General features: G+C 31.7%; 26 protein-coding genes. 9 read left to right on the forward strand and 17 right to left on the reverse strand.

Annotation, left to right across the window (positions count from 1 at the left end; genetic code table 11):
• Positions 1-8: 8 nt before the first annotated feature.
• Entirely contained in the window at positions 9-665 is a 657-nt protein-coding gene (locus R2808_RS01350) for a TetR family transcriptional regulator C-terminal domain-containing protein (protein ID WP_371269138.1), read from the reverse strand.
• Positions 666-937: 272 nt separating this feature from the next.
• Here R2808_RS01350 and metK point away from each other — a divergent pair, with 272 nt between their 5' ends.
• Positions 938-2188, forward strand: coding sequence for a methionine adenosyltransferase (metK, locus tag R2808_RS01355; protein ID WP_371269139.1), 1251 nt, complete (start codon positions 938-940; stop codon positions 2186-2188).
• A 50-nt stretch (positions 2189-2238) separates the two neighbouring features.
• Here metK and clpX read toward each other — a convergent pair whose 3' ends face one another.
• From clpX to R2808_RS01380, 5 genes are all read right to left on the reverse strand, one after another.
• Complete coding sequence (clpX, locus tag R2808_RS01360; RefSeq protein WP_371269140.1) at positions 2239-3471, reverse strand: ATP-dependent Clp protease ATP-binding subunit ClpX; 1233 nt, start codon at positions 3469-3471, stop codon at positions 2239-2241.
• Positions 3472-3551: 80 nt separating this feature from the next.
• Complete coding sequence (gene clpP, locus R2808_RS01365) at positions 3552-4256, reverse strand: ATP-dependent Clp endopeptidase proteolytic subunit ClpP (RefSeq protein ID WP_371269141.1); 705 nt, start codon at positions 4254-4256, stop codon at positions 3552-3554.
• Positions 4257-4442: 186 nt separating this feature from the next.
• Positions 4443-5768, reverse strand: coding sequence for a trigger factor (gene tig, locus R2808_RS01370; RefSeq protein WP_371269142.1), 1326 nt, complete (start codon positions 5766-5768; stop codon positions 4443-4445).
• A 101-nt stretch (positions 5769-5869) separates the two neighbouring features.
• Complete coding sequence (locus tag R2808_RS01375) at positions 5870-6214, reverse strand: phage holin family protein (protein WP_371269143.1); 345 nt, start codon at positions 6212-6214, stop codon at positions 5870-5872.
• Between the two features lie 24 nt (positions 6215-6238).
• Positions 6239-6739, reverse strand: coding sequence for a DUF456 domain-containing protein (locus R2808_RS01380; protein WP_371269144.1), 501 nt, complete (start codon positions 6737-6739; stop codon positions 6239-6241).
• 71 nt (positions 6740-6810) lie between these two features.
• Between R2808_RS01380 and R2808_RS01385 the strand changes: the two genes are divergently transcribed.
• Both R2808_RS01385 and R2808_RS01390 read left to right on the forward strand, forming a co-directional pair.
• Positions 6811-7176 (forward strand): hypothetical protein, encoded by a 366-nt coding sequence (locus R2808_RS01385; RefSeq protein WP_371269145.1) that lies wholly within the window; start codon positions 6811-6813, stop codon positions 7174-7176.
• Complete coding sequence (locus R2808_RS01390) at positions 7166-7660, forward strand: hypothetical protein (RefSeq protein WP_371269146.1); 495 nt, start codon at positions 7166-7168, stop codon at positions 7658-7660. Before R2808_RS01385 ends, R2808_RS01390 begins: the two co-directional genes overlap by 11 nt.
• 8 nt (positions 7661-7668) lie before the next feature.
• Here R2808_RS01390 and R2808_RS01395 read toward each other — a convergent pair whose 3' ends face one another.
• Positions 7669-8787 (reverse strand): glycosyltransferase, encoded by a 1119-nt coding sequence (locus R2808_RS01395; protein WP_371269147.1) that lies wholly within the window; start codon positions 8785-8787, stop codon positions 7669-7671.
• Between the two features lie 7 nt (positions 8788-8794).
• On the reverse strand, positions 8795-9709 hold the full coding sequence (locus R2808_RS01400; RefSeq protein WP_371269148.1) for a lysylphosphatidylglycerol synthase domain-containing protein: 915 nt from the start codon (positions 9707-9709) through the stop codon (positions 8795-8797).
• Between the two features lie 53 nt (positions 9710-9762).
• On the opposite strand from R2808_RS01400, the gene ruvC reads away from it, so the two are divergent.
• Both ruvC and hemW read left to right on the forward strand, forming a co-directional pair.
• Positions 9763-10317 carry a crossover junction endodeoxyribonuclease RuvC gene (gene ruvC, locus R2808_RS01405; RefSeq protein WP_371269149.1) on the forward strand — a complete coding sequence of 185 codons (555 nt, stop codon included), beginning with the start codon at positions 9763-9765 and terminating at the stop codon, positions 10315-10317.
• 52 nt (positions 10318-10369) lie between these two features.
• A complete protein-coding gene (gene hemW / locus R2808_RS01410) occupies positions 10370-11512 on the forward strand; it encodes a radical SAM family heme chaperone HemW (protein WP_371269150.1) in 1143 nt (380 codons plus the stop codon).
• Between the two features lie 4 nt (positions 11513-11516).
• Here hemW and R2808_RS01415 read toward each other — a convergent pair whose 3' ends face one another.
• Complete coding sequence (locus tag R2808_RS01415; protein WP_371269151.1) at positions 11517-11888, reverse strand: hypothetical protein; 372 nt, start codon at positions 11886-11888, stop codon at positions 11517-11519.
• Between the two features lie 121 nt (positions 11889-12009).
• Here R2808_RS01415 and R2808_RS01420 point away from each other — a divergent pair, with 121 nt between their 5' ends.
• Together R2808_RS01420 and R2808_RS01425 are read left to right on the forward strand one after the other, a co-directional pair.
• Complete coding sequence (locus R2808_RS01420) at positions 12010-12801, forward strand: DUF3667 domain-containing protein (RefSeq protein WP_371269152.1); 792 nt, start codon at positions 12010-12012, stop codon at positions 12799-12801.
• Between the two features lie 69 nt (positions 12802-12870).
• Positions 12871-13110: a GlsB/YeaQ/YmgE family stress response membrane protein gene (locus R2808_RS01425; protein ID WP_371269153.1), complete on the forward strand. Its 240-nt coding sequence runs from the start codon at positions 12871-12873 to the stop codon at positions 13108-13110.
• Between the two features lie 42 nt (positions 13111-13152).
• On the opposite strand, the gene R2808_RS01430 is transcribed toward R2808_RS01425, so the two are convergent.
• Positions 13153-13542: an HIT family protein gene (locus R2808_RS01430; RefSeq protein WP_371269154.1), complete on the reverse strand. Its 390-nt coding sequence runs from the start codon at positions 13540-13542 to the stop codon at positions 13153-13155.
• A gap of 1 nt (position 13543) precedes the next feature.
• Positions 13544-14020, reverse strand: coding sequence for a transcription elongation factor GreA (greA, locus tag R2808_RS01435; protein ID WP_371269155.1), 477 nt, complete (start codon positions 14018-14020; stop codon positions 13544-13546).
• Positions 14021-14255: 235 nt separating this feature from the next.
• Here greA and R2808_RS01440 point away from each other — a divergent pair, with 235 nt between their 5' ends.
• On the forward strand, positions 14256-14687 hold the full coding sequence (locus tag R2808_RS01440) for a hypothetical protein (protein ID WP_371269156.1): 432 nt from the start codon (positions 14256-14258) through the stop codon (positions 14685-14687).
• Positions 14688-14740: 53 nt separating this feature from the next.
• On the opposite strand, the gene R2808_RS01445 is transcribed toward R2808_RS01440, so the two are convergent.
• The 6 genes from R2808_RS01445 to R2808_RS01470 form a co-directional block, all read right to left on the reverse strand.
• Positions 14741-16894, reverse strand: coding sequence for a TonB-dependent receptor (locus R2808_RS01445; RefSeq protein WP_371269157.1), 2154 nt, complete (start codon positions 16892-16894; stop codon positions 14741-14743).
• 228 nt (positions 16895-17122) lie between these two features.
• Positions 17123-17524: an alternative ribosome rescue aminoacyl-tRNA hydrolase ArfB gene (gene arfB, locus R2808_RS01450; RefSeq protein WP_371269159.1), complete on the reverse strand. Its 402-nt coding sequence runs from the start codon at positions 17522-17524 to the stop codon at positions 17123-17125.
• Positions 17517-19052, reverse strand: a complete 1536-nt coding sequence (locus tag R2808_RS01455) for a DUF4301 family protein (protein ID WP_371269160.1) — start codon at positions 19050-19052, stop codon at positions 17517-17519. The genes arfB and R2808_RS01455 overlap by 8 nt, the downstream gene beginning before the upstream one ends.
• Positions 19013-19636: a nicotinamide riboside transporter PnuC gene (pnuC, locus tag R2808_RS01460; RefSeq protein WP_371269161.1), complete on the reverse strand. Its 624-nt coding sequence runs from the start codon at positions 19634-19636 to the stop codon at positions 19013-19015. Before pnuC ends, R2808_RS01455 begins: the two co-directional genes overlap by 40 nt.
• Entirely contained in the window at positions 19636-20346 is a 711-nt protein-coding gene (locus R2808_RS01465) for a geranylgeranylglyceryl/heptaprenylglyceryl phosphate synthase (protein ID WP_371269162.1), read from the reverse strand. The genes pnuC and R2808_RS01465 overlap by 1 nt, the downstream gene beginning before the upstream one ends.
• Before the next feature lies 1 nt (position 20347).
• Positions 20348-21079, reverse strand: a complete 732-nt coding sequence (locus R2808_RS01470; protein WP_371269163.1) for a 4'-phosphopantetheinyl transferase superfamily protein — start codon at positions 21077-21079, stop codon at positions 20348-20350.
• A gap of 129 nt (positions 21080-21208) precedes the next feature.
• Here R2808_RS01470 and ahcY point away from each other — a divergent pair, with 129 nt between their 5' ends.
• On the forward strand, positions 21209-22525 hold the full coding sequence (gene ahcY, locus R2808_RS01475) for an adenosylhomocysteinase (protein ID WP_371269164.1): 1317 nt from the start codon (positions 21209-21211) through the stop codon (positions 22523-22525).
• Positions 22526-22717: the final 192 nt, after the last annotated feature.

Raw genomic sequence — 22717 nt, forward strand, 5'->3', positions numbered from 1 at the left:
CGCAACAATTACCTATTTATTTTTTCTTTCCAAAGAAATTTTCCAAAATCGAGAACGCTTTCAAAAGGAACATTGTACAAAACATCAAAACTTGCTTTAACTGACTTTTCAATGAAAATATCGGTTTTTTCAAAGTTTGCAGAAGTATCGTCTAACCAATATTTTAAAATTGATAAAAACTGAACCCAAGCACCTTCAATTAAAACCTTACTTTGTACTTTATTAAACTTTTCAATATCTGATTTAATTGGATTTTCAAGAATTGATTTCACAAATTCTAAATACGAACTACGTAATGATTTCAGTTTAGACAATGCTATTAATTTATTCTTTTCTTGAACTAATAAATAATTAACAAAACTTCTATTAGCGGTTGCTACTTCAAAAAAGGTAAAGTAGAAAACTGATAATTTCTGTTTAGCATCATACGCTTCATAATTGTCTGATTTTTGAATCATCGAAATCGAATAATCAAACATTTGTTTAAAAAAAGCTTGTTCAATTTGTTCAAATGAAGTAAAAAATTGATAAAATTCAGCTTCTTCAAAACCATTATTTTTGGCAAATTCATAAACAGAATTTGGTTTTTTCCCATTAGCTAAAACAAACGCGATATACTTCTCTGAAATTATTTCTGCTGTCAATTTTTTCTTTCTTGTTGTCATAATAAGTTTTTTGTTTAACAAATTTAATAATTTAATTAAACAAAATGTAATTTTTAACAAACTTTAAGATAATAAAGTCCACATATATAGTGTCTTTTAAAAATTAGATGGCAATAGCATTAAAAGTTTAATTGTATTTACTAAATTTGCAACAGAATATTTAAGAGGAAAAATTTGACTGATTGCAACCTCATAAAAAATGCTAAAGCAGTATTCTTACTCCTTTACTTGCAATCGTAACTATTTCTCGATTTAATTTAAAAATAATTAAAATGGCGTATTTATTTACCTCAGAATCAGTAAGCGAAGGACATCCTGATAAAGTTGCCGATCAAATATCGGACGCGTTAATTGATAATTTTTTAGCCTTTGACCCCGAATCGAAGGTGGCTTGTGAAACACTTGTAACTACAGGTCAAGTGATATTAGCAGGCGAAGTAAAATCGAACACCTATTTAGATGTGCAACAAATTGCGCGCGATGTTATCAAAAAAATTGGTTACACCAAAAGCGAATATATGTTTGAAGCCAACTCTTGTGGTGTTTTATCTGCTATTCACGAGCAATCGCAAGACATTAATCAAGGTGTTGATAAAGCCCGTAAAGAAGAACAAGGTGCTGGTGACCAAGGTATGATGTTTGGTTATGCGACCAATGAAACCGAAAACTATATGCCTTTGGCGCTAGATATTTCGCATGCTATATTAATTGAATTGGCAAATTTAAGACGTGAAAATAACGAAATTACCTATTTACGTCCTGACGCTAAATCGCAAGTAACCTTAGAATATTCGGACGATAACAAGCCACAACGCATAGATGCTATTGTAATTTCGACGCAACACGACGACTTTGCTGATGAAGCTACCATGCTAGCAAAAATTAAAAAAGATATTATTGAAATATTAATTCCAAGAATTAAAGCGAAATATCCGCAATATGCGCATTTTTTTAATGACAACATTAAATACCATATTAATCCAACAGGAAAATTTGTAATTGGTGGCCCACATGGCGATACAGGATTAACAGGTAGAAAAATTATTGTTGATACTTACGGTGGTAAAGGTGCTCATGGCGGTGGAGCATTTTCGGGCAAAGACCCTAGTAAAGTAGATAGAAGTGCTGCTTACGCTACGCGTCATATTGCTAAAAATTTAGTGGCTGCAGGTATTGCCGATGAAATTTTAGTGCAAGTATCGTATGCCATTGGTGTGGCTGAGCCAACTTCAATAAATGTGAATACCTATGGTACTGCTAAAGTAAATTTAACCGATGGTGAAATTGGCAAAATGGTTGAGAAAATATTCGACATGCGTCCTTATTTTATTGAGAAACGTTTAAAATTACGCAATCCAATGTATAGTGAAACGGCAGCTTATGGCCATATGGGCAGAACGCCAGAAATAGTAACAAAAACCTTCTCGGCTCCGGGAGGCGAAACTAAAACTATAGAAGTTGAGTTGTTTACTTGGGAAAAATTAGATTATGTAGATAAAGTAAAAGAAGCATTTAATATTTAATTGTAAATACATCATAATAAAAAAGGCAACTTAATAAGTTGCCTTTTTTATTATGACGCTGATTTAAGTTGTTGTAATAAGTTTTTATTCAAACTTTGCTCGGCAAAACTTTTATTTACATGAAGTTCTTTTTCTTCGGAACTTGGTATTTCAAACATAGCATCGGTTAAGATGGCTTCACATAAAGAACGCAAACCACGTGCACCTAGTTTATATTCCATAGCTTTATCTACTATAAACTGAAGTGCTTCTTCATCAATTGAAAAATCGACATCGTCCATTTCAAACAGTTTTTTGTATTGTTTTACCAAAGCATTTTTGGGTTCGGTTAAAATTGAACGCAAGGTTTTAGCATCTAATGGATCCATATGCGTAAGCACTGGTAATCGGCCAATAATTTCAGGTATTAAGCCAAAATCTTTTAAATCTTTTGGCACAACATATTGCAATAAATTGTCTTTATCAATTTCATCTTTATGTTTTAAAGAATCGTAACCAATAGCTTGATGGTTTAATCGTTTTGAAATTATACGTTCAATTCCATCGAAAGCACCTCCTGCAATAAATAGAATATTTTGCGTGTTGACTTCCACAAATTTTTGATCAGGATGTTTTCTTCCTCCTTTTGGTGGCACATTTACAACAGTCCCTTCTAATAATTTTAATAAGGCTTGTTGTACACCTTCGCCCGAAACATCGCGTGTTATTGATGGATTATCGCTTTTACGAGCAATTTTATCAATTTCATCAATAAATACGATACCTCGTTCTGCTTTTGAAACATCATAATCTGCCGCTTGAAGCAATCGGGTTAAAATACTTTCTACATCTTCGCCCACATAACCTGCTTCGGTTAATACTGTTGCATCTACAATGGCTAACGGAACGTTTAACATTTTGGCAATGGTTTTGGCTACTAGTGTTTTTCCTGTGCCCGTTTGCCCTACCATTATAATGTTACTTTTTTCTATTTCTATACCGTCTTCATTCTGCTCTTGCATTAATCGCTTGTAGTGATTGTAAACCGCTACACTCATTACTTTTTTGGTTTTTTCTTGCCCAATTATATATTCATCTAAAAACGCTTTAATTTCTTTTGGTTTTAGCAATTTTAAATCTTCTAGTAATTCTTTTTTACCTGTTTGTTTAAGTTCTTCTAAAACAATGCCGTGCGCTTGCTCTATACAACGGTCGCAAATATGCGCATTTATTCCTGCAATTAATAAATTGGTTTCAGGCTTTTTTCTTCCACAAAAGGAACATTCTAAAATTTCTTTAGCCATTTTTTTTGTTAGTACAGAGTGAAAAGTAAAGAGTGAAGAGTATATTACTAATCACTAAATACTTTTTACTAATTACTTTATTATCGTGTTAATACTTCATCAATCATACCGTATTCTTTTGCTTCGCTAGCAATCATCCAGTAATCGCGGTCGCTATCGTGATGCACTTTTTCTATAGATTGCCCAGAATGTTTGGCAATAATTTCGTATAATTCGTCTTTTAATTTTAAAATCTCTCGAGCTGTAATTTCGATATCCGATGCTTGTCCTTGTGCACCACCAAGTGGTTGATGTATCATTACTCTTGAATGTGGTAATGCACTACGTTTACCTGCTGCGCCGGCACACAATAAAACTGCACCCATGGAAGCTGCCATTCCGGTACAAATTGTAGCCACATCGGGTTTAATAAACTGCATGGTGTCATAAATTCCTAAACCTGCATAAACGCCGCCGCCTGGTGAGTTTACATAAATTTGGATATCCTTAGAAGCGTCAACACTTTCTAAAAATAATAATTGTGCTTGTACAATATTTGCAATTTGATCGTCGATTCCTGTTCCGAGAAAGATAATTCTATCCATCATTAAACGAGAAAAAACGTCTAATTGAGAAACGTTTAACTGGCGTTCTTCCATAATGTATGGTGTCATGCCAACAGGCGGTGTAACTTGGCTTACGATTTTATCGTAATACATACTATTTATTTTATGATGCTTAGTTGCATACTTTTGAAATTGCTTCGCCAGTTCGATCGTAGCTCTCGGGTCTTTTCCAAAATTCATTTTATTTATTTTTTTGGTTTATAAATTAAAAGAGCCCATCTAAAAAGTACTCTATTGTCATTCCGAATTTAGTTCGGAATCTATAAATCGCTGATATATCAGGATTGAGAATCTGAAACAAGTTCAGATTGACAGATTACTTCTTTTTAGATAGACTCTTCAAAGATACTTATTTTTTACGAAAAATTATTCGCCGTACATTTCTTTAACAAACTCTTGATAGTTTACTTTTTTGGTTTTGGCATTTACTTTTTCTTTGAACAAGTCTAGCATTTTTTCACTCATTACTTGTTCCGATAAACGTTTTACTTCGTCTTGATTTGACATTACTCGTGCCACAATTCCTTCTATTTCTTCGTCTGATGGATTTAATTGCCCAAATTGCGCCATTTGTTTTTTAATTAAATTGGCTGTGTGCGCTTTTAAGTCTTCAAACTGAATTTGTAAATTGTTTGCAGCAATTATTTTGTTTTCGATTAATTGATAGCGTAATCCTTTTTCAGATTTTTCGTATTCTTCTGCAGCTTGTTCTTCTGTTAATGGGTTTTCGCCAGCGGTTTGAATCCATTTTTTAAGAAACTCGGCAGGTAAATCGAATTTTGTATTTTCGATTACACTTTCTATTACGTCATTTAAAAATTTTTGATCGGCTTGTTGTGCAAATTGTGCTTCGGCATCTTCTTTTATTTTTGCTTTTACCTCATCAACTGAAGTTACATTTCCTGCGCCAAATAATTTGTCGAACAATTCTTGATTAAGCGCTGCTTTTTCGATTTCGTTAATTTCTTCAATAGTAAAAGCTACCTCAACATCTAAACCGTGAACATCGTCGTGGTTTACTTTTAAATAATCCATTAATTTATGGTCGTCATCAAACAAACCTTTGGTTTCTAAAGTAACTACATCACCTACTTTTTTACCGATAAATTTTTTAGCTGTTTTTTTGTCGGCAAAAATATCTAATGTAATAGTTGTAGCATTACTAATTCCTTTTTCTTCGTTTACAAAATTGCCACGAATTGTTGCATCTTCGGTAACTTTTTCTTGCGGAATTAATTTTCCGTATTGTTTTTGAATACGTTCTACTTGCTCGTTAATCATTTTGTCATCAGCCTCAATTTCAAAACGAGTTACTTTATTTTTAGCCGCTAAATCTACTGAAAATTCTGGCGCTAAACCTAATTCGAATTCAAATGTAAAATCGTCTTTATCCCAATCGAAATCTTCGGTTACTTTAGGAAGTGGATTGCCTAAAATGTCAAGTTTTTCTTCTACAATATAATCGTTTAGCGAAGTTTGTAATAATTTGTTTACTTCGTCTAACAATACTGATTTGCCGTATTGTTTTTGAATTAAACTCATTGGTACTTGTCCTTTTCTAAAACCAGGAACGTTTGCGTTTTTACGGTAATCTGCTAGTACTTTTTGTACTTTATCTGCATAATCGTCTTTTGTTATTGCTACTGTAACAACAGCATTTAAAGCATCTATTTGCTCTTTTGAAATGTTCATTATTTACTTGTATTAAATATCATAAAAATTGGGTTGCAAAATTATACAATTTTTACAACCCGTACAAGTTTTTAATGTGTTGAATTTCAGTTTTGTAAAAATTAATTATCCGCCACCAATATTCCGTTTAGTACACCTTGGCAAATTGTAAGTACTATACTAAACAAAAGTGCTGTCCAAAACCCCGAAACTGTAAAACCATCTACAAAATAGCCTGCAATTAATATAATACACGCATTAATTACAAATAAAAACAAGCCTAAAGTAATTATGGTGGCTGGTATCGTTAAAAAAACCAATATGGGTTTTAAAAAAGTATTTAGCAATGCTAAAACTACTGCTACTACTAAACCTGTTGTAAAAGAATCGACTGCAATTCCTGGCAAAAAACGCCCTAAAACCACTACAATTATGGTGGTAATTAAAAGTCTTAAAATTGTATTCATACTATAATGTTTAATGTTTATAAATTAAAAATAGATTTGCCAATTTTTAGAAACCAAATAAATAAAAAGTCCAAAAAATGCCATTGCAAAAACAAATTTAATAAATGTTCCGGTTATAAAACCAAGAAACGAACCTAAGGCTGCTTTTGTAGCTCTTTTTGTATCTTTTTTGTCGTATAACAATTCGCCAATAAAGGCACCAGCAAATGGTCCAATAATAAAACCTAACGGAATAGGCGCAAAAATTCCTACAACAAGACCAATATTCGTTCCCCAAATACCGTACTTAGTACCACCAAATTGTTTTGTTCCTTGTGCTGGAATAATGTAATCTGCCAGCACAATAATTACTGTAAGTAAAAAAGTGCCTCCTAAAATCCAGTAATTTATTTCGATATTTGGCGATAAATAAAGGCACAATAAGCCTAACCAACTTATAGGCAAACCCGGTAAAGCAGGTAATAAACTTCCTACAATTCCAACAAGCATACAACACAAACCAATTATTACAAGAAAATATTCCATAAATTCGGTATTGTTTTTGATAATTTTAGTTAAACTCGTTAATTTTACAAATTATTTCAAATGTACGAAATATGAAACAACTTTTTATTTTCTTTTTATTTCTATTTTCATTCTCGGTTATGGCTCAACATCCTACAGATCTTTCAACCGCTGAAAAAGAAGTGCTTTATGCTAAATATTCGAAAGAAGTGAAAAATTATTCGCTTAAACAGTTTGAAGAATTGTTTTTTGAATTTCAAAAAAAGGGATTTTCTACAACTTTAACAAAAGACGAATTTTATAGTTATACTATTAAAATAGCTGCGTTTTCAGAACGTTATGCTGGTTTGTATCCAAAAGAAAAGGAAGCGGCGCAAAAAAATAAAGAAATGTGGTTAAACAAATCGTATGTAGAATATTTAGAAAATAAAAAGCCAAAAAAACAACATGAAAATTAAGTTTCTACTAATTATTCTTTTAGCCATTACGAGTATTTCTTGTGATTTTTTGAGTACAACTAAAGTACCTAATGAGGATAATTTAATGAAACAAGAATTGGAAAAAATTAACTGGAATGAGGTTGACGAATACCCTACGGTTTCGTATTGCGAATCGGATTCTATTCCTGATAAAGAAACAAAAAAACAATGTTTTTTTCAATTTTTAACCGAAACTATTCAGCATAAAATAAGCACCGATACCATTCAAATGCTTTATCCCGAGCTCGATACTCTTTCTATTAAAGTAACCATAAATACTGATGCTTCTGTAAAATTTGAAACCCTACAACCTACAGACAGTATTTCTTATAATGTTTCGAAAATTGACAGTATTTTACAAAACCGATTGGTTAATTTCCCTACTATTGAACCTGCTATAAAGCAAGGTGTAAAAGTTAAAACGCAGTTTGTTGTTCCTGTAATTTTAAAAATTGTAGAGTAGAATAACCTCTATTTTCTAAATCTTCTACCTTTCCAATTAAATCTTCCAAACAAACTATAAACCGCTACTACTGCACTAAAAAAAGGATACAACAAAAACGAAAACACAAAACCTTTTAACGCCACTTTTAAAAAACCTGCAGCTGTACGCAAAAACAATCCGTCTAAAATTAGTTTAATAAGCATTACCACTAACATTAAAAATGGCACATAAAAAACACCCAAAACAATTATGAAATTGAGTAAAAAAACCGAAAACGCAATTGCTCTTGCGGCAAACAACTTGCTTTTTGTGGTTTTTGAAGCCCAGCGTACGCGTTGCTGAAAAAGATTTTGCCACGAAGCGACACTTTGTGTAACAACCACACAACCATTGTTCTTACAATAACCTACTAACTTTTTATTAAACTGCACTGCTTTTTGTAATAAAAAAATATCGTCGCCACTGGCTATAGAATCGTTTCCTTTAAAACCATTTAATGTGTAAAAAAACGCTTTTTCATAAGCAAAGTTAGCACCGTTGCACAAAAAAGGAATTTGCAAACCAAAACTTCCAATTGTTGTTGCTTGTAAACTCAAAAAATCCAATTGTTGAAATTGGTGTAAAAAACCTGTTCTATTTTCATATTTTACAGGCGCAACGACCATCTTTTTATATGTTGTTTGAATATAATTATCAATAGTTTTTAACCAATTCTGAGGCACAACACAATCGGCATCCGTTGTAATAATCCAGTTGTTTTTTGCTATGCTTATTGCTGTGGTAATGGCGTCTTTTTTGGGCGAATTTGTTTTTCTTTCACTTTTAATTACTTGAATCGCAAACTGCCAATTTTCAACATCTAACGAATAACCATCATCAGAATCATCATCAACTAAAAGAACTTCAAAAAAATCTTTTGGATACTGCAATTTTGCAATAGCATTAAGCAGTTTTGGTAAATTTTCTTTTTCATTTCGAAATGGAACAACAATTGAAAACGTTGTTTTAGGCAACATATTAGTAGCCACAAAATTTTTTGTCTTTGTAAATCCAATAAGTAATAAGTATATCGTTACCGCGTAAGCAAATAACGCTACAATGGCAACAATTGAAAAAATATTATAACTATAAAACAAAAAATACATTTGCTGTTTATTTAAATTTAAATCGCAGCACAAAAAAACTTCCTACCACTACTGGCAACACTAAATTTAACAACCACATTATGGACGTTATTGCAATAATTTTATGTGCCGAAACACCTAAATTCGAAAATAAAAAAACAGCTACACTACCTTTTATTACAACATCTAAAAAATGAATTGTTGGCACAATTGAAGCTAAAAAATACATTGTAAAAATAGTTGCAAAAGCAGTTTTAAACGCCATATTAACATCAAAAAACAATAACAATATAAAAAACTGGGTTGAAAAAACGAAATACCTAAAAATTGAAAGAACTAAGGTTTTAAGAAGCATTTTTCTATCGGAATTTTTTACTTTTTCTACTAATTTCTGAATAGAAAAACCATAAATTTCAATTCTTCTAAAGAAAATAATGAACACAAAGACAACTACAAAACCAATACTTAACCAAAACAAACTTGAAACTGGAAATTTAAATCCCGAAACTAAAACACCTATACTACCGAATAAAACAGTAACTAGCATTTGGCTGCTATTATGTATAAAATTTAATACTACAATACGCTTTGCATTTTCTCTTTTAAAATAAAGCACTTTAGCACCATATTCGCCCACTTTATTTGGCGTAAAAATAGCCGCCGTTAACGAGCCAAAAGTTTGCTGCATAGCTTCATAAAAAGTAATTGTTTTAAAACTAGCAACTAAATTTTGCCACTTTATTACTTCTAAAAACCAATTTAAAATGGTAAATAATAACAAAAAAGCAATGGAAAAACCTGATAAACAACTAAAAGCAGCAGAAAAATTAAGATTATTGTCGTTTTGCAAACGATTAAAAATGTAAAAAAAAGCCAACCCCACAATTAAAACTTTGGCGAGAACTAACAAGAATTGTTTAGCTTTGTAAGGAATTAATTTCATTATCGCAAAGTAACAATTTTAAACTTTTAATCCTTAAACTTTTAAACTAAAAATTGGCAAACGAACGCATTATATTAGGAATTGATCCTGGAACAACCATTATGGGTTTTGGATTAATAAAAGTAATTAACAAAAAAATGGAGTTTATGCAACTAAACGAATTGCAGCTAAACAAACTTGACGATCATTATGTAAAACTAAAATACATTTTTGAACGCACTATTGAGTTAATTGATACCTATCATCCTGATGAAATTGCTATTGAAGCACCTTTTTTTGGCAAAAACGTACAATCGATGTTAAAATTAGGTCGGGCACAAGGCGTAGCTATGGCAGCTGGTTTGTCGCGCCAAATTCCAATTACCGAATACGAACCTAAAAAAATTAAAATGGCAATTACAGGTAACGGAAATGCGAGTAAAGAACAAGTTGCTAAAATGTTGCAACAATTATTAGGTTTAAAAACATTACCCAAAAATCTCGATTCGACTGATGGATTGGCAGCCGCGGTTTGTCATTTTTTTAATTCTGGAAAAGTTTCCGTAGGGAAAAGCTACTCCGGTTGGGGTGCTTTCGTAAAACAAAATGAATCTAGAGTTAAAAAATAACCTTAAATAAATGAGCTAAATAATTTTGGCACATTTTAAATTAACACATTAAATGAGTGGCATCTATATTCACATACCTTTTTGTAAGCAAGCCTGTTATTATTGCGATTTCCATTTTTCTACTTCTTTGAAGAAAAAAGAAGCTATGATTTTGGCTTTAGCCAAAGAAATTGAATTACGAAAAAATGAGCTTCTTAACTCCGAAAAAATTGAAACAATTTATTTTGGTGGTGGAACGCCAAGTATTCTTTCGGTTGAAGAAATTCAGTTTTTAATTAATACCGTGTATCAAAATTTTGAAGTTGTTGAAAATCCTGAAATTACTTTAGAAGCCAACCCAGATGATTTAAATAATGAGTCAATTCGTCTATTAGCCAATACGCCTATAAACCGATTATCAATAGGAATTCAATCTTTTTTTGAAGACGATTTAAAATTAATGAATCGCGCACATAATGCCGAAGAAGCAAAAAAATGCTTAGAAATTGCCACAAAACATTTCAATAATATTACCGTCGATTTAATTTATGGTATTCCTAATATGAGTAACGAACGTTGGTCGCAAAATATAGAAACTGCTTTATCGTTTGGTATTCCACATGTTTCGAGCTATGCTTTAACGGTTGAACCTAAAACGGCACTAGATAAATTCATTAAAAAAGGTTTGGTACAACAACCCAATGATGAAGTAGCGCAAGAACATTTTCATATTCTCGTAAACCGATTACAAAAAGAAGGGTTTGTTCACTATGAATTGTCAAATTTTGGAAAACCCAATTATTTTTCAAAGAATAATTCGGCGTATTGGTTGGGTAAAAAATACATTGGCATTGGTCCTTCGGCGCACAGTTATGATGGGAAAAACAGAAGCTGGAATATTGCAAATAATTCGCTTTACCTTAAATCGATACACGAAAACAAATTGCCTTGCGAAACCGAAATTTTATCGAAAACCGACAACTATAATGAGTACATTATGACGGGGTTGCGAACCATTTGGGGCGTTTCATTAGAAAAAGTAAAAACCGATTTTGGGACAGATTATCATGATTATTTGCTTAAAAATAGTACTAAATTTTTAGAAAACGGACTACTTGAAATTATTAATTCTAATGGATATAGAAAATTAAAAACAACCCAAAAAGGAAAATTTTTAACTGATGGAATTGCTTCTGATTTATTTTGGGTAGAATAACAATCTATTTTTGAAGAAAGTCTAACAACATATTCAATCCGCCAGAAATTAAAGCCGAACCCATTTCGGTACTTCCATTAGGGTTGAACGAATCTATTTTGCTGTTAAACATCAGGTTTTGGTCAATCATCAGCGAATTTTTATATTCCGCTTTTCCATTATACAACATAAAATTATCGTTAAATCCAGTAGTTGAATTGTAAACCGATAAATCGTACTGACTATAAAAATCCAAACGATTAAATAAAAATTTCGGTTGTATATTTAAAAACTGAAAAGTTGGTTTTTTAAAAACTATTGAATCGTTTTTAACTACACTTTGACTAAACCCAGAAAATCCAATAAATAAAAAGACTATAATCGCTACTTTTTTCATTTTTAACCGTTTACAACTATAACAAAAATAATGATTATAATTTAAAATTGCGATTATGCACTACCAATAAATTTGCTTCTGATTTATTTTTATTAAATTTGGAATAAGTCAATTTAACGTCGTGAAACCAAAAAAATGTATCTCGTGTAATGAACCTTTAAAAGGAAAATTTTGCCACAATTGTGGCGAAAAAGTAGTGGAAAAAAACGATTTTTCATTACAAACCATTTTTAAGCAATTTATTGATGGATTTACAAATTTTGATTCTAAATTTATAAAAAGTTTTTACTACTTATTATTAAAACCTGGTAAACTAACCGAAAACTATGTTGCTGGGTTACGCAACCCGTTTATGAAACCTTTTCAACTGTTTATTGTGGTAAATGTATTGTTCTTTCTATTTTTACCCAATGCAGATATTTTTAAAATACCTTCCGATTATTATTTTTCACTACCAAAAAACAACGAACAACTTCAGTACATAATTACTACAAAAAATACCTCTAAAGTGTTGGTTTTACAACAATTTGACAGCGAAGCTTTAACCAATTCTAAATTGTATATTTTTGCTTTACTTCCATTTTTTAGCTTTGTTTTTTGGTTGTTAAATTATAAAAACAAACAACCGTTTGGTATTCATTTTATTTTTGCCATTCATTTTTTATCCTTTTTTATGTTGTTTTGTTTAAGTTTTTTGCTTTTTCCAAAAAGCATTACGAATGCTGTTTTTACAAAACTATATATTAGTATAATTCCACTACTCTATCTCTTTTTTGCTATTAAAAAGTTTTACAAAAAATCTATACTAATTACTGCTCTACAAACTATAATAAGTGGAATTGTTATTTTTTATAGTATAATTGGTTATAGAGAACTCATAAGTCAATTTACCTTATACAGCATTATGTCGTAATTATATTTAGAAAAAATAGCATGTAATTAATTTTTTGTACATTTAACTATTAACTAAAAAAATAAAATTATGGAATTTTTGTATTTTCTTTTAATTGGCGCCATTTCAGGATGGTTAGCTGGTCAGTTATGGAAAGGAGCCGGATTTGGCTTAATTGGTAACATTGTAGTAGGTATTGTAGGTGGTTTTGTAGGTGGTTGGCTTGCAGGTTTGCTAGGCATTGGCGGCGGATCACTTTTATGGCAAATACTTATTTCGGTGGCAGGCGCTTGGTTATTGCTATTCGTTATAAGCAAACTTAAAAAATAAGTGAAAAAGCAAACCCGTCTCATTTTAATAAGACGGGTTTTTTTATAAGTTTTTTGAAATTTCTTTAGCTATAGCTTCAAATTCTTCTTGTGCTAAACTAACTTTTCGTTGAAAACGCATGTCGTCCATATCATGTAATGGAATTAAATGCACATGAACATGTGGCACTTCGAGCCCTACAACAGCAACACCTACACGTTTACAATTTATTGTTTTTTCTAATGCTTTGGCTATTTTTCTCGAAAACTGCATTAGACCTAAATAGTGGTCTTCTTCCATATCGAAAATTTTATTTATTTCCTGTTTAGGAATACACAATGTGTGTCCTTTTGCATTAGGATTTACATCTAAAAAAGCTAAATAATTGTCGTCTTCTGCAATTTTATAACACGGAATTTCACCCTTTACAATTTTAGTAAAAATAGAAGCCATATTAGTCTCTTGTTATTTCTAATATTTCAAATTTTAACACTCCGTTTGGAACGTTTACTTCGGCAATTTCGCCCACTTTTTTACCTAATAAACCTTTTCCAATTGGCGAAGTAACCGATATTTTTCCGGTTTTTAAATCGGCTTCGCTTTCGGCTACTAATGTATATTTCATTTCCATTCCGTTAGTTTGATTTTTTATTTTAACGGTAGAAAGAACCAATACTTTAGACACATCTAATTGCGATTCGTCTATAATTCTAGCATTGGCAACCAATTCTTCCATTTTAGAAATTTTCATTTCTAACAAACCTTGCGCTTCTTTAGCGGCGTCGTATTCGGCATTTTCAGATAAATCGCCTTTATCGCGAGCATCGGCAATTGCTTGTGAAGCATTTGGACGTTCAACTGCTTTTAAATGTTCTAATTCTTCTTTTAATTTTTTTAAGCCTTCGGCTGTGTAATACGATATATTACTCATAACATCATCATTTATATAAATAGAAAAAATCCCACAACACAAATGGGATTCTTTTAAACAAAGATACTATTTTTTTATAATTTATAGCAAAAAAGAGAGAAATTTAGACACCATTTTTAAATTTTTAAGGTATTACTTTAATTAAAATTTACATTAACCAATTTATATTACTATGTTTTTGGTATTTAAATCTTCTATTTTTTATACAAAAATGTTACATTTGAAAAAAAATAAAATGAAAAAAATAGTTTCTATTTTAATTTTAATGGGATTATTTGTGAGTTGTTCAAAAGATTCTAACAACAACAATAATCCGTATTTACCTAATTATCGTTTTTCGTCGAGTACCATTAATTTAAGTTTACCTTTATATACTAGTCTTCAATCGCCAGGAAATGCTATTGTTTACAGCGAAGCTGGTGTAGGCATTCGCGATAGAGTTTTCATTCTCAATTCGGGCTCGGGTTTTTTGGCCTTCGATGCTTGTTGTCCTAACCAAGAGTTAAGCGCTTGTTCTATTATGGAACTAGTTGGTATAAAAGCCGTTTGTCCTTGTGACGAAGTAGAATACAGTCTTTTTTCGGGACAAGCACCTGATGTACAATATCCAATGAAACAGTATCGAGTGGAAATGGTTGGAGAAGGTTCTATTCGAGTTTATAATTAATTTTTTTAAATAGTAAAAAAGGAAGTGATTAGCTTCCCTTTTATTCTTTTAATTTAAAACTTTATTGTTACTCCTGCTAAAAAATTAATTCCTGCTTGTGGATAATAACCTACTCCTTCTACAGTTGTAACTTGGTTTGGGTTCGTCCAGTCGTCGTCATAAGTATAAAAATAACCGTTAGATTCGTATTCTAAATTTAGAATATTATTTACTAAAGCACTAAATACAATCGATTTAACTCCTTTATTGATATTCCATATATAATTAGCATTAAAATCTAATGTTCCGTAAGCGTTTAAGATTGAGTTTTCTGAATTGATATTTCCCATATATTGCTTGCTTACATATTTCCCTAAAAGCGTTAATTGCAAATCTTTTATTGGTAAAAAATTTAATGCAGTTGCACCAACTAAATTTGGCGAATAGGCACTATTTGTGTTTCCTAAATTTTGTAACTCGCCATTGCGTTGAAAATAAAAATCTATATTTTTATTCTGGCTCAAAGTTACATTAGCTTGAAGTATAATTTTTTGAGAGAATTGTATTGCCGATTCAATTTCTAAACCAATGCGATAACTTTTCCCAGAGTTTGTAAAAATAGGCGAACCTACATCGTTCAATGCACCCGTTAAAACCAGTTGATTTTTATACAGCATATAAAAAGTATTTGCAGTTAGGCGAATTTTTTTAGAATTTAATTTCCAACCTGCTTCAAAATCGTATAAGCGTTCGGGTTTGTTTGCATCATTTTCATAATCATCGCGACGTGGTTCTTTGTTGGCAATTCCTGCAAAACCATAAAAAGAATTTTTAGCGTTTAGCTCATAATTCAATCCTATTTTTGGATTAAAAAAACGAAAAGTGTCGTTTACAGCATTAAACTTTGTACTGGTGGCTTCATAAAAAACCATTCGGTATTGAAAATCGGCAAAAACATTTAATTTATTAAACTGTTGCGATGCTTTTGCGTAAAAATTAACATCGTCTTTGTTACCAAAATTATCGTAATAACGATTCGTGTTTGGAATATAAAATGGTGTCCATATTACTTCTCCATAATGCAACCCTAAATAACGATTTGCAGCACCACCAAAAATAATATCCGTTTTATCTTTTTTATAATTTATAGAAAATGTTGTGCCAAAAAAATCATTGTTGAGCCAACGTTTTCTAACCAAATCCGAAACAGAATTTCCGTTATAAGCAGGTAAATAATAATCTGTTAAATTTTCATCTTCCTTATATTGTTCAAAATAGCCTTTTCCTTTGGTATAATGCAAGGCCAAATTAGATTTCCAATAGTTATTCCATTCTTCTGACCAATGCAATTGAAAGTGATTTTGCCAATAATTATCGGTTTCATCATCATAAAATTGTTCGTTTCCGTTTTCGTCATAATACAAACCAGCAGAATTGTAGGTTCTATCGTTTTTTAGTTTTTCTAAATCTTCTAAGCCATTCCAAGCCTGATACGTTTTTTCTTTCCCACCAAAAGCGATAAGATTTATTAAAGTTGACTCCTTTACATAGTTTACATTGAACAAGTAGCCCAGCATATTAGATGAAGCTCTATCGATATAACCATCGGAATTAATTTTTGATAGGCGTCCGTTTATTTCAAAATTATTGTGCAAGCCTGTGCCAAAGGAAAGTGTGTGTTTTTGCGTATTAAAACTTCCGATAGCGGTTGCAATTTCGGCGTGTGCTTCTTCTTGATACGGTTTGGTTTGCATATTTAAACTAGCGCCAAAAGCACCCGCACCATTAGTTGATGTTCCTACGCCACGTTGCAGCTGTACACTTTGTAACGAGGAAGCAAAATCGGGTAGGTTTACAAAAAAAGTACCTTGGCTTTCGCTATCGTTAAACGGAACTCCGTTTAAGGTTACATTAATACGCGAACCGTCGGAACCACGAACACGCATATAGGTATAACCTACGCCATTTCCGGCATCGGTAGTGGTTACAACCGAAGGTAAATAATTGAGTAAAACGGGAATATCTTGCCCAAGATTTCGTTCTTCAATTTGTTTTTGCGATACGTTAGTAAAGGTAATTGGATTTTTAGCTTTTGCCCGAACGCTATTAATTACTAATTCTTCGAGTTGGGTAACTTTTAGCGAATCGTTTTCTTTTTCTTGCGCATAAAAACTCTGTGCCAGCAAGCAACTAACTGCAATACATTTGGTTTTGAATAAAAATTTCATTCGTAATAAAGTTTACGAATAAAAGGGGTAATTATTCTTTGTTATTAAATAAATTGATGTTTTTTTCAAATTTGTCATTCTGAACTTGTTTCAGATTCTGAAATTTGAAATATTCCTAAACAGCATTACCTGTTCAAGGTTCTATGGGTATAATCTCAGCCTTTTATAGCACCCCTTTGAGATGGTGCAAAGATATAAAAAGTTAGAATTTAGAATTCAGAATTTTTTTTAAAAATCAGGTTTTTTTCTGCTTTCTTTAATTTCAGCTGACTTCTTTTTTTCTTGCAAGCGTTTTTCGTTAATTTCTTTTGGAATTTTAGTAGCTTTTCGTGGTTTTGGTTTTTGTAGTTGCTGTTCGAGTAATTCAAATAAACGATTCGTAACTAAATCTTTATTTCGTTTTTGGCTTCGGTCTTCATCACAAGAAAGTTGTAAAACAAGCTCTTGCGTAAGTTTCGTTTTCAACTTTTCTTGAAGCCACGTTTTTTCTTCTTCGTTTAAGCCGTTAGAATTTTGCAAATCGAACGTTACAATAACTTTAGAAGAAACTTTATTCACATTTTGACCGCCAGCCCCACTGCTTCTTACGGCTTTAAACTGCAATTCGGAAAGTATAATTTCTTTATTCATTATTTGGTTGATGCGAAGGCTTTAATAAATCGTTTACTGTTTTTACAGGGTTAAATGTTTCTAATGGTACCTCAACAAAAATGGTGTTCCAGTTTGCCATAGCACCATTCCACAAACCCGGTAGTTCAAAAGCAAGAATTGGTTCTCCGTTTTTTGTTTTTTCGGTTATGAAACCCGTGTTTTCATCAACAAAATCGAGTAGATTAAATTTTTCGCCTTTGTAATTTTTAACACCACAAACAATATCTACTGGGTTAAAATGCGTAGATGCGTTAAATATTTCTTGTTGTTTTATATTCGTTGCATCTATTTGCGACTGTTCTACAATTTGTAATGAAATTTCGCCTTTTTCATTTTTTACCCAAAATGGACCTCCACCAGGTTCGCCTTCGTTTTTAACCATTCCGCAAACGCGAATAGGTCGATTGAAAATAGTTTTTAAAAGTGCAATTTTATACGGTTTTTGATATTTATTAAAATCGTCTGGAACTTTTTTATATAGTTTTGTTTCGGCGAAAATTATCATTTTTTCTAATAATTCATCATTAACTTCTAGATTGTCTAATTCGGTTAAATAATGAAAAACTTGTTCTTGAATGTGAATGAGAAAACCACCTAAAAGCTGTTTGTACTCACGATTAATTTGATGGTAATTTTGTGAAACATTGTCTATGTTTTTTATAAAAACAATATCGCTTTGAAGTTGGTTTAAATTTTCAATTAATGCACCATGACCTCCTGGTCTAAAAAACAAGCTATTATTATGTAATCGAAATACGCTTTTGTTTGGTTTTACGGCTATTGTATCGGTATATTGGTATTGATACGAAAAAGTTGCCTCTACTGAATTATTGATAGATACTAATTTTTCAAATTCGGGTTGAAACTCTTTTGTAATAGTAAAATGTATTTTAGCTTTTTTACCTTCGGTTTTGTAAAAATTTGTTTCTTCCAAATGTTCTTCAACTGGTGTAATTTGTTTTCCGTTTTTTAAATGAAAGGGTAAAATTCCTTTGGGTTTTGCGGCATAATTAAAATAATTATGCTCCATAATTAACCGGACGAAAATATGTTTTTTTTCATCTATTGTAAGGCTATCAAAATTAGAAAAAGTACTTCGTGCTATTTCAAGCAAATCGGTGTAAAACGGAAAGTTTTTTAAACCCACAAAAAAAACTTCTAAATTTTTGTTTTTACTTCTATTAATATACGCATTTACGGTTTCTTCATTAGGTTTAAAGCTCGATAAAAATTCGCTTAAAAACTTAAACATTCTACTTGCCGCACCCGATGCAGGAACAAATTTTTCGATTTCTAATTTAGAGCTATTTTCTTTAAATATAGTGTAAAAAAATGCTTTCTCAGTAGTTGCAATTTGTATAATTCCATCTTGTAAGGTAGCTGGTTTATATACAACCACTTTAGGAATTCCATTGTTATAAAAATGTAATTGTTTTTCAATTTTATGTAGTGAAATTCCGTATTCTTCTATTTGTTTATAGTCGTTCTCGGTAAATATGTTTTCCATTCTTTATAAGCATAAAATGCAATTATTGTAAATATAAAAAACTGTAAAGAAGTAAAAATTAATCCTTTATACCCATATAGTGGTATTGAAATAAAATCGCCAATAATCCATAAAAGCCAGTTCTCTATTTTTCGTTTTGCCATAAGCCACATTGCTACAAAGAAAATTCCTGTAGTAAAAGTGTCTATATAAGCTGTCCAATGATTACATTTATTAAACCAATGGTACACCAATATTACAAAAAGTATTGTTAGCAAAAAAATGAAAAAGGCTTTTGTTTTTTCTTGCTTTGTAGTGCGTGAAATAGGATATTCTTCTGTATTGCCTTTTTTCTTTGACCATAAATACCAACCGTAAGCGCTCATACTCGAATAATAGATATTGATGAGCATATCGCCTATTAATGACCATTTATATAAAAGATACACAAAAATTAGTGTACTGATTAAACCCGACGGATAAACTAAAATATTATTCTTTTTTGCGAAAACTACACTTATAATTCCTAAAACAACGGCAATAATTTCTAGAATAACATCGAGAGTTTCGTAGTTTTTATATTGCGAAAAAACAAAGTCAAACATTAGTTAAAAAAACTTAAATCATTTTCAAAAGCCGTTCCAATAATTATCATATCGGCTCCAGCGGAAAAAGCATCTTCAATGGCTTGTTTACTTCGCAACCCGCCGCCGACAATAAGAGGAATTGTAAGATTTTGTTTTACATTAGTTATCATTTGTAATGGAACAGAATGTTTAGCGCCGCTACCCGCTTCTAAATACACCATTTTCATGCCTAAATATTCGCCTGCTTTTGCGGTTTGAATGGCTAATTCGATATTTTCTCTACCAATTGGAATCGTATTGCTTACTCGTTCAACAGCTGTTTCCACACCACTTTCTATTAACAAATAGGCCGTCGGAATAATTTCTAATGTGGTTTGCTTCAATTTATTAACCGCTTTTGTTTGCTGCCCAATTAAATATTCTGGGTTTCTACCTGATAATAAACTTAAAAACAGTAGTACATCTGCCTTGTTTGACAATTGATTGTAATCGCCAGGAAATAAAAAAATGGGTAACTCCAAATGTCTTTTTAATTCGCTTACAATTTTATCGAAATCTGTTCCATTGTAAGTGCTACCGCCAAATAAAATGTGCGTTGCTGGCGATTTTTTTATGGCTTTACATAAATTAGGAATCGATTCCAATTGCATTTTTTCTGGATCGATTACAATTCCTAAAAGTTTTTTTTTGCTTGAAATAGCGCTTAAAATATCCTGGTAAAATGTCATGTTAATTGGGTAAAGCCGCTACAAATATATAATCTTCTACTTTATAAAATTGTATATCGAATTTTTCAATTTCATTATTAAATCGCAATTCGGCATTACAACGAGATTCAGCAAGCGAAAAAGAATTTTCAAAAATATGTTTAGGAAAACTAATTCCTTTTTCATTTTTTATTTTGAAAATCGATTCTTTTGCACCCCAAATTACAGTAGCCTTCTCAATTTGCTCTTCTGGATATAAATTTTCTAAATGAGATACATCCATAAATCGAGGCGCAATTTTTAAAATTTTGGGTTTTATAATTTCAATGTCAATACCAACTTTATTGTCGGTACTTATACATATACACGAAAAATCAAAACTATGTGATATTGAAATGTTTATTTCATCAGGTAAAGGTTTACAGGTAAAAGGTAAAAGGTTTTGATCTTTTCCGTCTTCATTAATTTCTTTGGCCTCTTGACTTTTGACCTTTGACTTTCGACTTTCGATAGCTAAGTGCGGTTTTCCGTTTTCATCATACACCAAATCAAAATCCGAAAAACCTAAATGTTGCAACAACATACGCACGGCTAAAAATCCTTTTTGATGACTTTCCGATTTCATTTTTTCTAATCGAGTTAAAGAAGTGTCTTTTAACTGAACGGCTCGAAAAAGCGTATTAAAATCTTCGGTTATTTTCCAAAAATAAGCAGTTGTTGTATTATTTATTGTAATCGATTTGTAAAAAGGCATTCTTATTAATTGTTTTTCAATTGGTTAACTTCTTAAACAATTCACAAATTACGGTATTTTATTTAGAATTTAAAAAGGAAATTCCTACCTTTGCAATCCAAAATTTTAATAAAAGTAAAAATTTAATACATGAGTACAAAAACCATTCCTTATGTTCCTTACAAAGTTAAAGATATTTCTTTAGCCGCTTGGGGAAGAAAAGAAATTGAATTAGCAGAAGCTGAAATGCCAGGATTAATGGCGCTTCGTGCTGAATACGCAGAAAGTCAACCATTAAAAGGTGCAAGAATTGCTGGCTGTTTACACATGACTATTCAAACAGCTGTTTTAATTGAAACTTTAGTAGCTCTAGGTGCTGATGTTACTTGGAGTTCTTGTAATATTTTTTCAACTCAAGATCACGCTGCTGCTGCCATTGCTGCTGCTGGAATTCCAGTTTATGCTTGGAAAGGTATGAATGCCGAAGAATTTGACTGGTGTATTGAGCAAACGTTATTTTTCGGCGAAGACCGTCAACCTTTAAATATGATTTTAGACGATGGTGGCGATTTAACCAATATGGTTTTTGACCAATATCCTGAACTAATAAAAGGAATCAAAGGTTTATCTGAAGAAACAACAACAGGAGTACACCGTTTATATGAAAGAATGGAAAACGGAACACTACACATTCCAGCAATTAATGTAAACGATTCGGTTACCAAATCAAAATTCGATAACAAATACGGTTGTAAAGAATCGGCTGTTGATGCTATTCGCCGTGCAACCGATGTAATGTTAGCGGGTAAAAGAGTAGTTGTTTGTGGTTACGGTGACGTAGGAAAAGGTACTGCGGCATCATTCCGTGGTGCAGGTTCTATTGTTACTGTTACCGAAATTGACCCAATTTGTGCGTTACAAGCCGCTATGGATGGTTTTGAAGTAAAAAAACTAGATACTGTTGTGGGTAATGCTGATATTGTAATTACCACAACAGGTAATAAAGATATCGTTGTGGGGCGTCATTTCGAGGCAATGAAAGATAAAACCATCGTATGTAATATTGGTCACTTCGATAACGAAATTGATATGGCTTGGTTAAACAAAAACTATGGTGCAACGAAAAACGAAATCAAACCTCAAGTTGATAAATACACTGTAAATGGTAACGACATTATTATTTTAGCGGAAGGTCGTTTAGTAAACTTAGGTTGTGCAACGGGTCACCCAAGTTTTGTAATGAGTAACTCGTTTACCAATCAAACTTTGGCGCAATTAGAATTGTGGACCAATACCGATGCTTACGAAAACAAAGTATATATGTTACCAAAACATTTAGATGAGAAAGTAGCTGCGTTACACTTGGCAAAAATTGGTGTTGAGTTAGAAACGTTATCAACAGACCAAGCGAAATATATTGGTGTAACTGTTGAAGGTCCATTTAAACCAGAATATTACAGATATTAATGCTATGCTGAACTTGATTCAGCATCTTACCTATACAAACCTGCAAGAATTTTTGCAGGTTTTTTTGTATAGTCAAAAAAATAATTTTGTCTTTTTTATTTTACAGTATTCTTTTTTAGCACCCATGTAGCATATTCACCCGATTCTAAAAATTTGTATATTTCTAGTTGTTTCATTTCCTCTACTGTTTGT

This window comes from Flavobacterium sp. (assembly GCF_041392005.1).
Taxonomy (GTDB): Bacteria; Bacteroidota; Bacteroidia; order Flavobacteriales; family Flavobacteriaceae; genus Flavobacterium.

Bases quoted from the DNA above. Each gene is read 5' to 3' on its own strand.
- R2808_RS01465 (WP_371269162.1), bottom strand. From the start codon at position 20,346: ATGACATTTTACCAGGATATTTTAAGCGCTATTTCAAGCAAAAAAAAA.
- arfB (WP_371269159.1), bottom strand. From the start codon at position 17,524: ATGAATAAAGAAATTATACTTTCCGAATTGCAGTTTAAAGCCGTAAGA.
- metK (WP_371269139.1), top strand. From the start codon at position 938: ATGGCGTATTTATTTACCTCAGAATCAGTAAGCGAAGGACATCCTGAT.
- R2808_RS01455 (WP_371269160.1), bottom strand. From the start codon at position 19,052: ATGGAAAACATATTTACCGAGAACGACTATAAACAAATAGAAGAATAC.
- clpX (WP_371269140.1), bottom strand. From the start codon at position 3,471: ATGGCTAAAGAAATTTTAGAATGTTCCTTTTGTGGAAGAAAAAAGCCT.
- R2808_RS01395 (WP_371269147.1), bottom strand. From the start codon at position 8,787: ATGTATTTTTTGTTTTATAGTTATAATATTTTTTCAATTGTTGCCATT.
- R2808_RS01445 (WP_371269157.1), bottom strand. From the start codon at position 16,894: ATGAAATTTTTATTCAAAACCAAATGTATTGCAGTTAGTTGCTTGCTG.
- R2808_RS01415 (WP_371269151.1), bottom strand. From the start codon at position 11,888: ATGAAAAAAGTAGCGATTATAGTCTTTTTATTTATTGGATTTTCTGGG.
- hemW (WP_371269150.1), top strand. From the start codon at position 10,370: ATGAGTGGCATCTATATTCACATACCTTTTTGTAAGCAAGCCTGTTAT.
- greA (WP_371269155.1), bottom strand. From the start codon at position 14,020: ATGAGTAATATATCGTATTACACAGCCGAAGGCTTAAAAAAATTAAAA.
- R2808_RS01430 (WP_371269154.1), bottom strand. From the start codon at position 13,542: ATGGCTTCTATTTTTACTAAAATTGTAAAGGGTGAAATTCCGTGTTAT.
- pnuC (WP_371269161.1), bottom strand. From the start codon at position 19,636: ATGTTTGACTTTGTTTTTTCGCAATATAAAAACTACGAAACTCTCGAT.
- tig (WP_371269142.1), bottom strand. From the start codon at position 5,768: ATGAACATTTCAAAAGAGCAAATAGATGCTTTAAATGCTGTTGTTACA.
- ahcY (WP_371269164.1), top strand. From the start codon at position 21,209: ATGAGTACAAAAACCATTCCTTATGTTCCTTACAAAGTTAAAGATATT.
- R2808_RS01390 (WP_371269146.1), top strand. From the start codon at position 7,166: ATGAAAATTAAGTTTCTACTAATTATTCTTTTAGCCATTACGAGTATT.
- R2808_RS01375 (WP_371269143.1), bottom strand. From the start codon at position 6,214: ATGAATACAATTTTAAGACTTTTAATTACCACCATAATTGTAGTGGTT.
- R2808_RS01350 (WP_371269138.1), bottom strand. From the start codon at position 665: ATGACAACAAGAAAGAAAAAATTGACAGCAGAAATAATTTCAGAGAAG.
- clpP (WP_371269141.1), bottom strand. From the start codon at position 4,256: ATGAATTTTGGAAAAGACCCGAGAGCTACGATCGAACTGGCGAAGCAA.
- R2808_RS01470 (WP_371269163.1), bottom strand. From the start codon at position 21,079: ATGCCTTTTTACAAATCGATTACAATAAATAATACAACAACTGCTTAT.
- R2808_RS01400 (WP_371269148.1), bottom strand. From the start codon at position 9,709: ATGAAATTAATTCCTTACAAAGCTAAACAATTCTTGTTAGTTCTCGCC.
- R2808_RS01380 (WP_371269144.1), bottom strand. From the start codon at position 6,739: ATGGAATATTTTCTTGTAATAATTGGTTTGTGTTGTATGCTTGTTGGA.
- R2808_RS01440 (WP_371269156.1), top strand. From the start codon at position 14,256: ATGAAAAAAATAGTTTCTATTTTAATTTTAATGGGATTATTTGTGAGT.
- R2808_RS01425 (WP_371269153.1), top strand. From the start codon at position 12,871: ATGGAATTTTTGTATTTTCTTTTAATTGGCGCCATTTCAGGATGGTTA.
- R2808_RS01385 (WP_371269145.1), top strand. From the start codon at position 6,811: ATGAAACAACTTTTTATTTTCTTTTTATTTCTATTTTCATTCTCGGTT.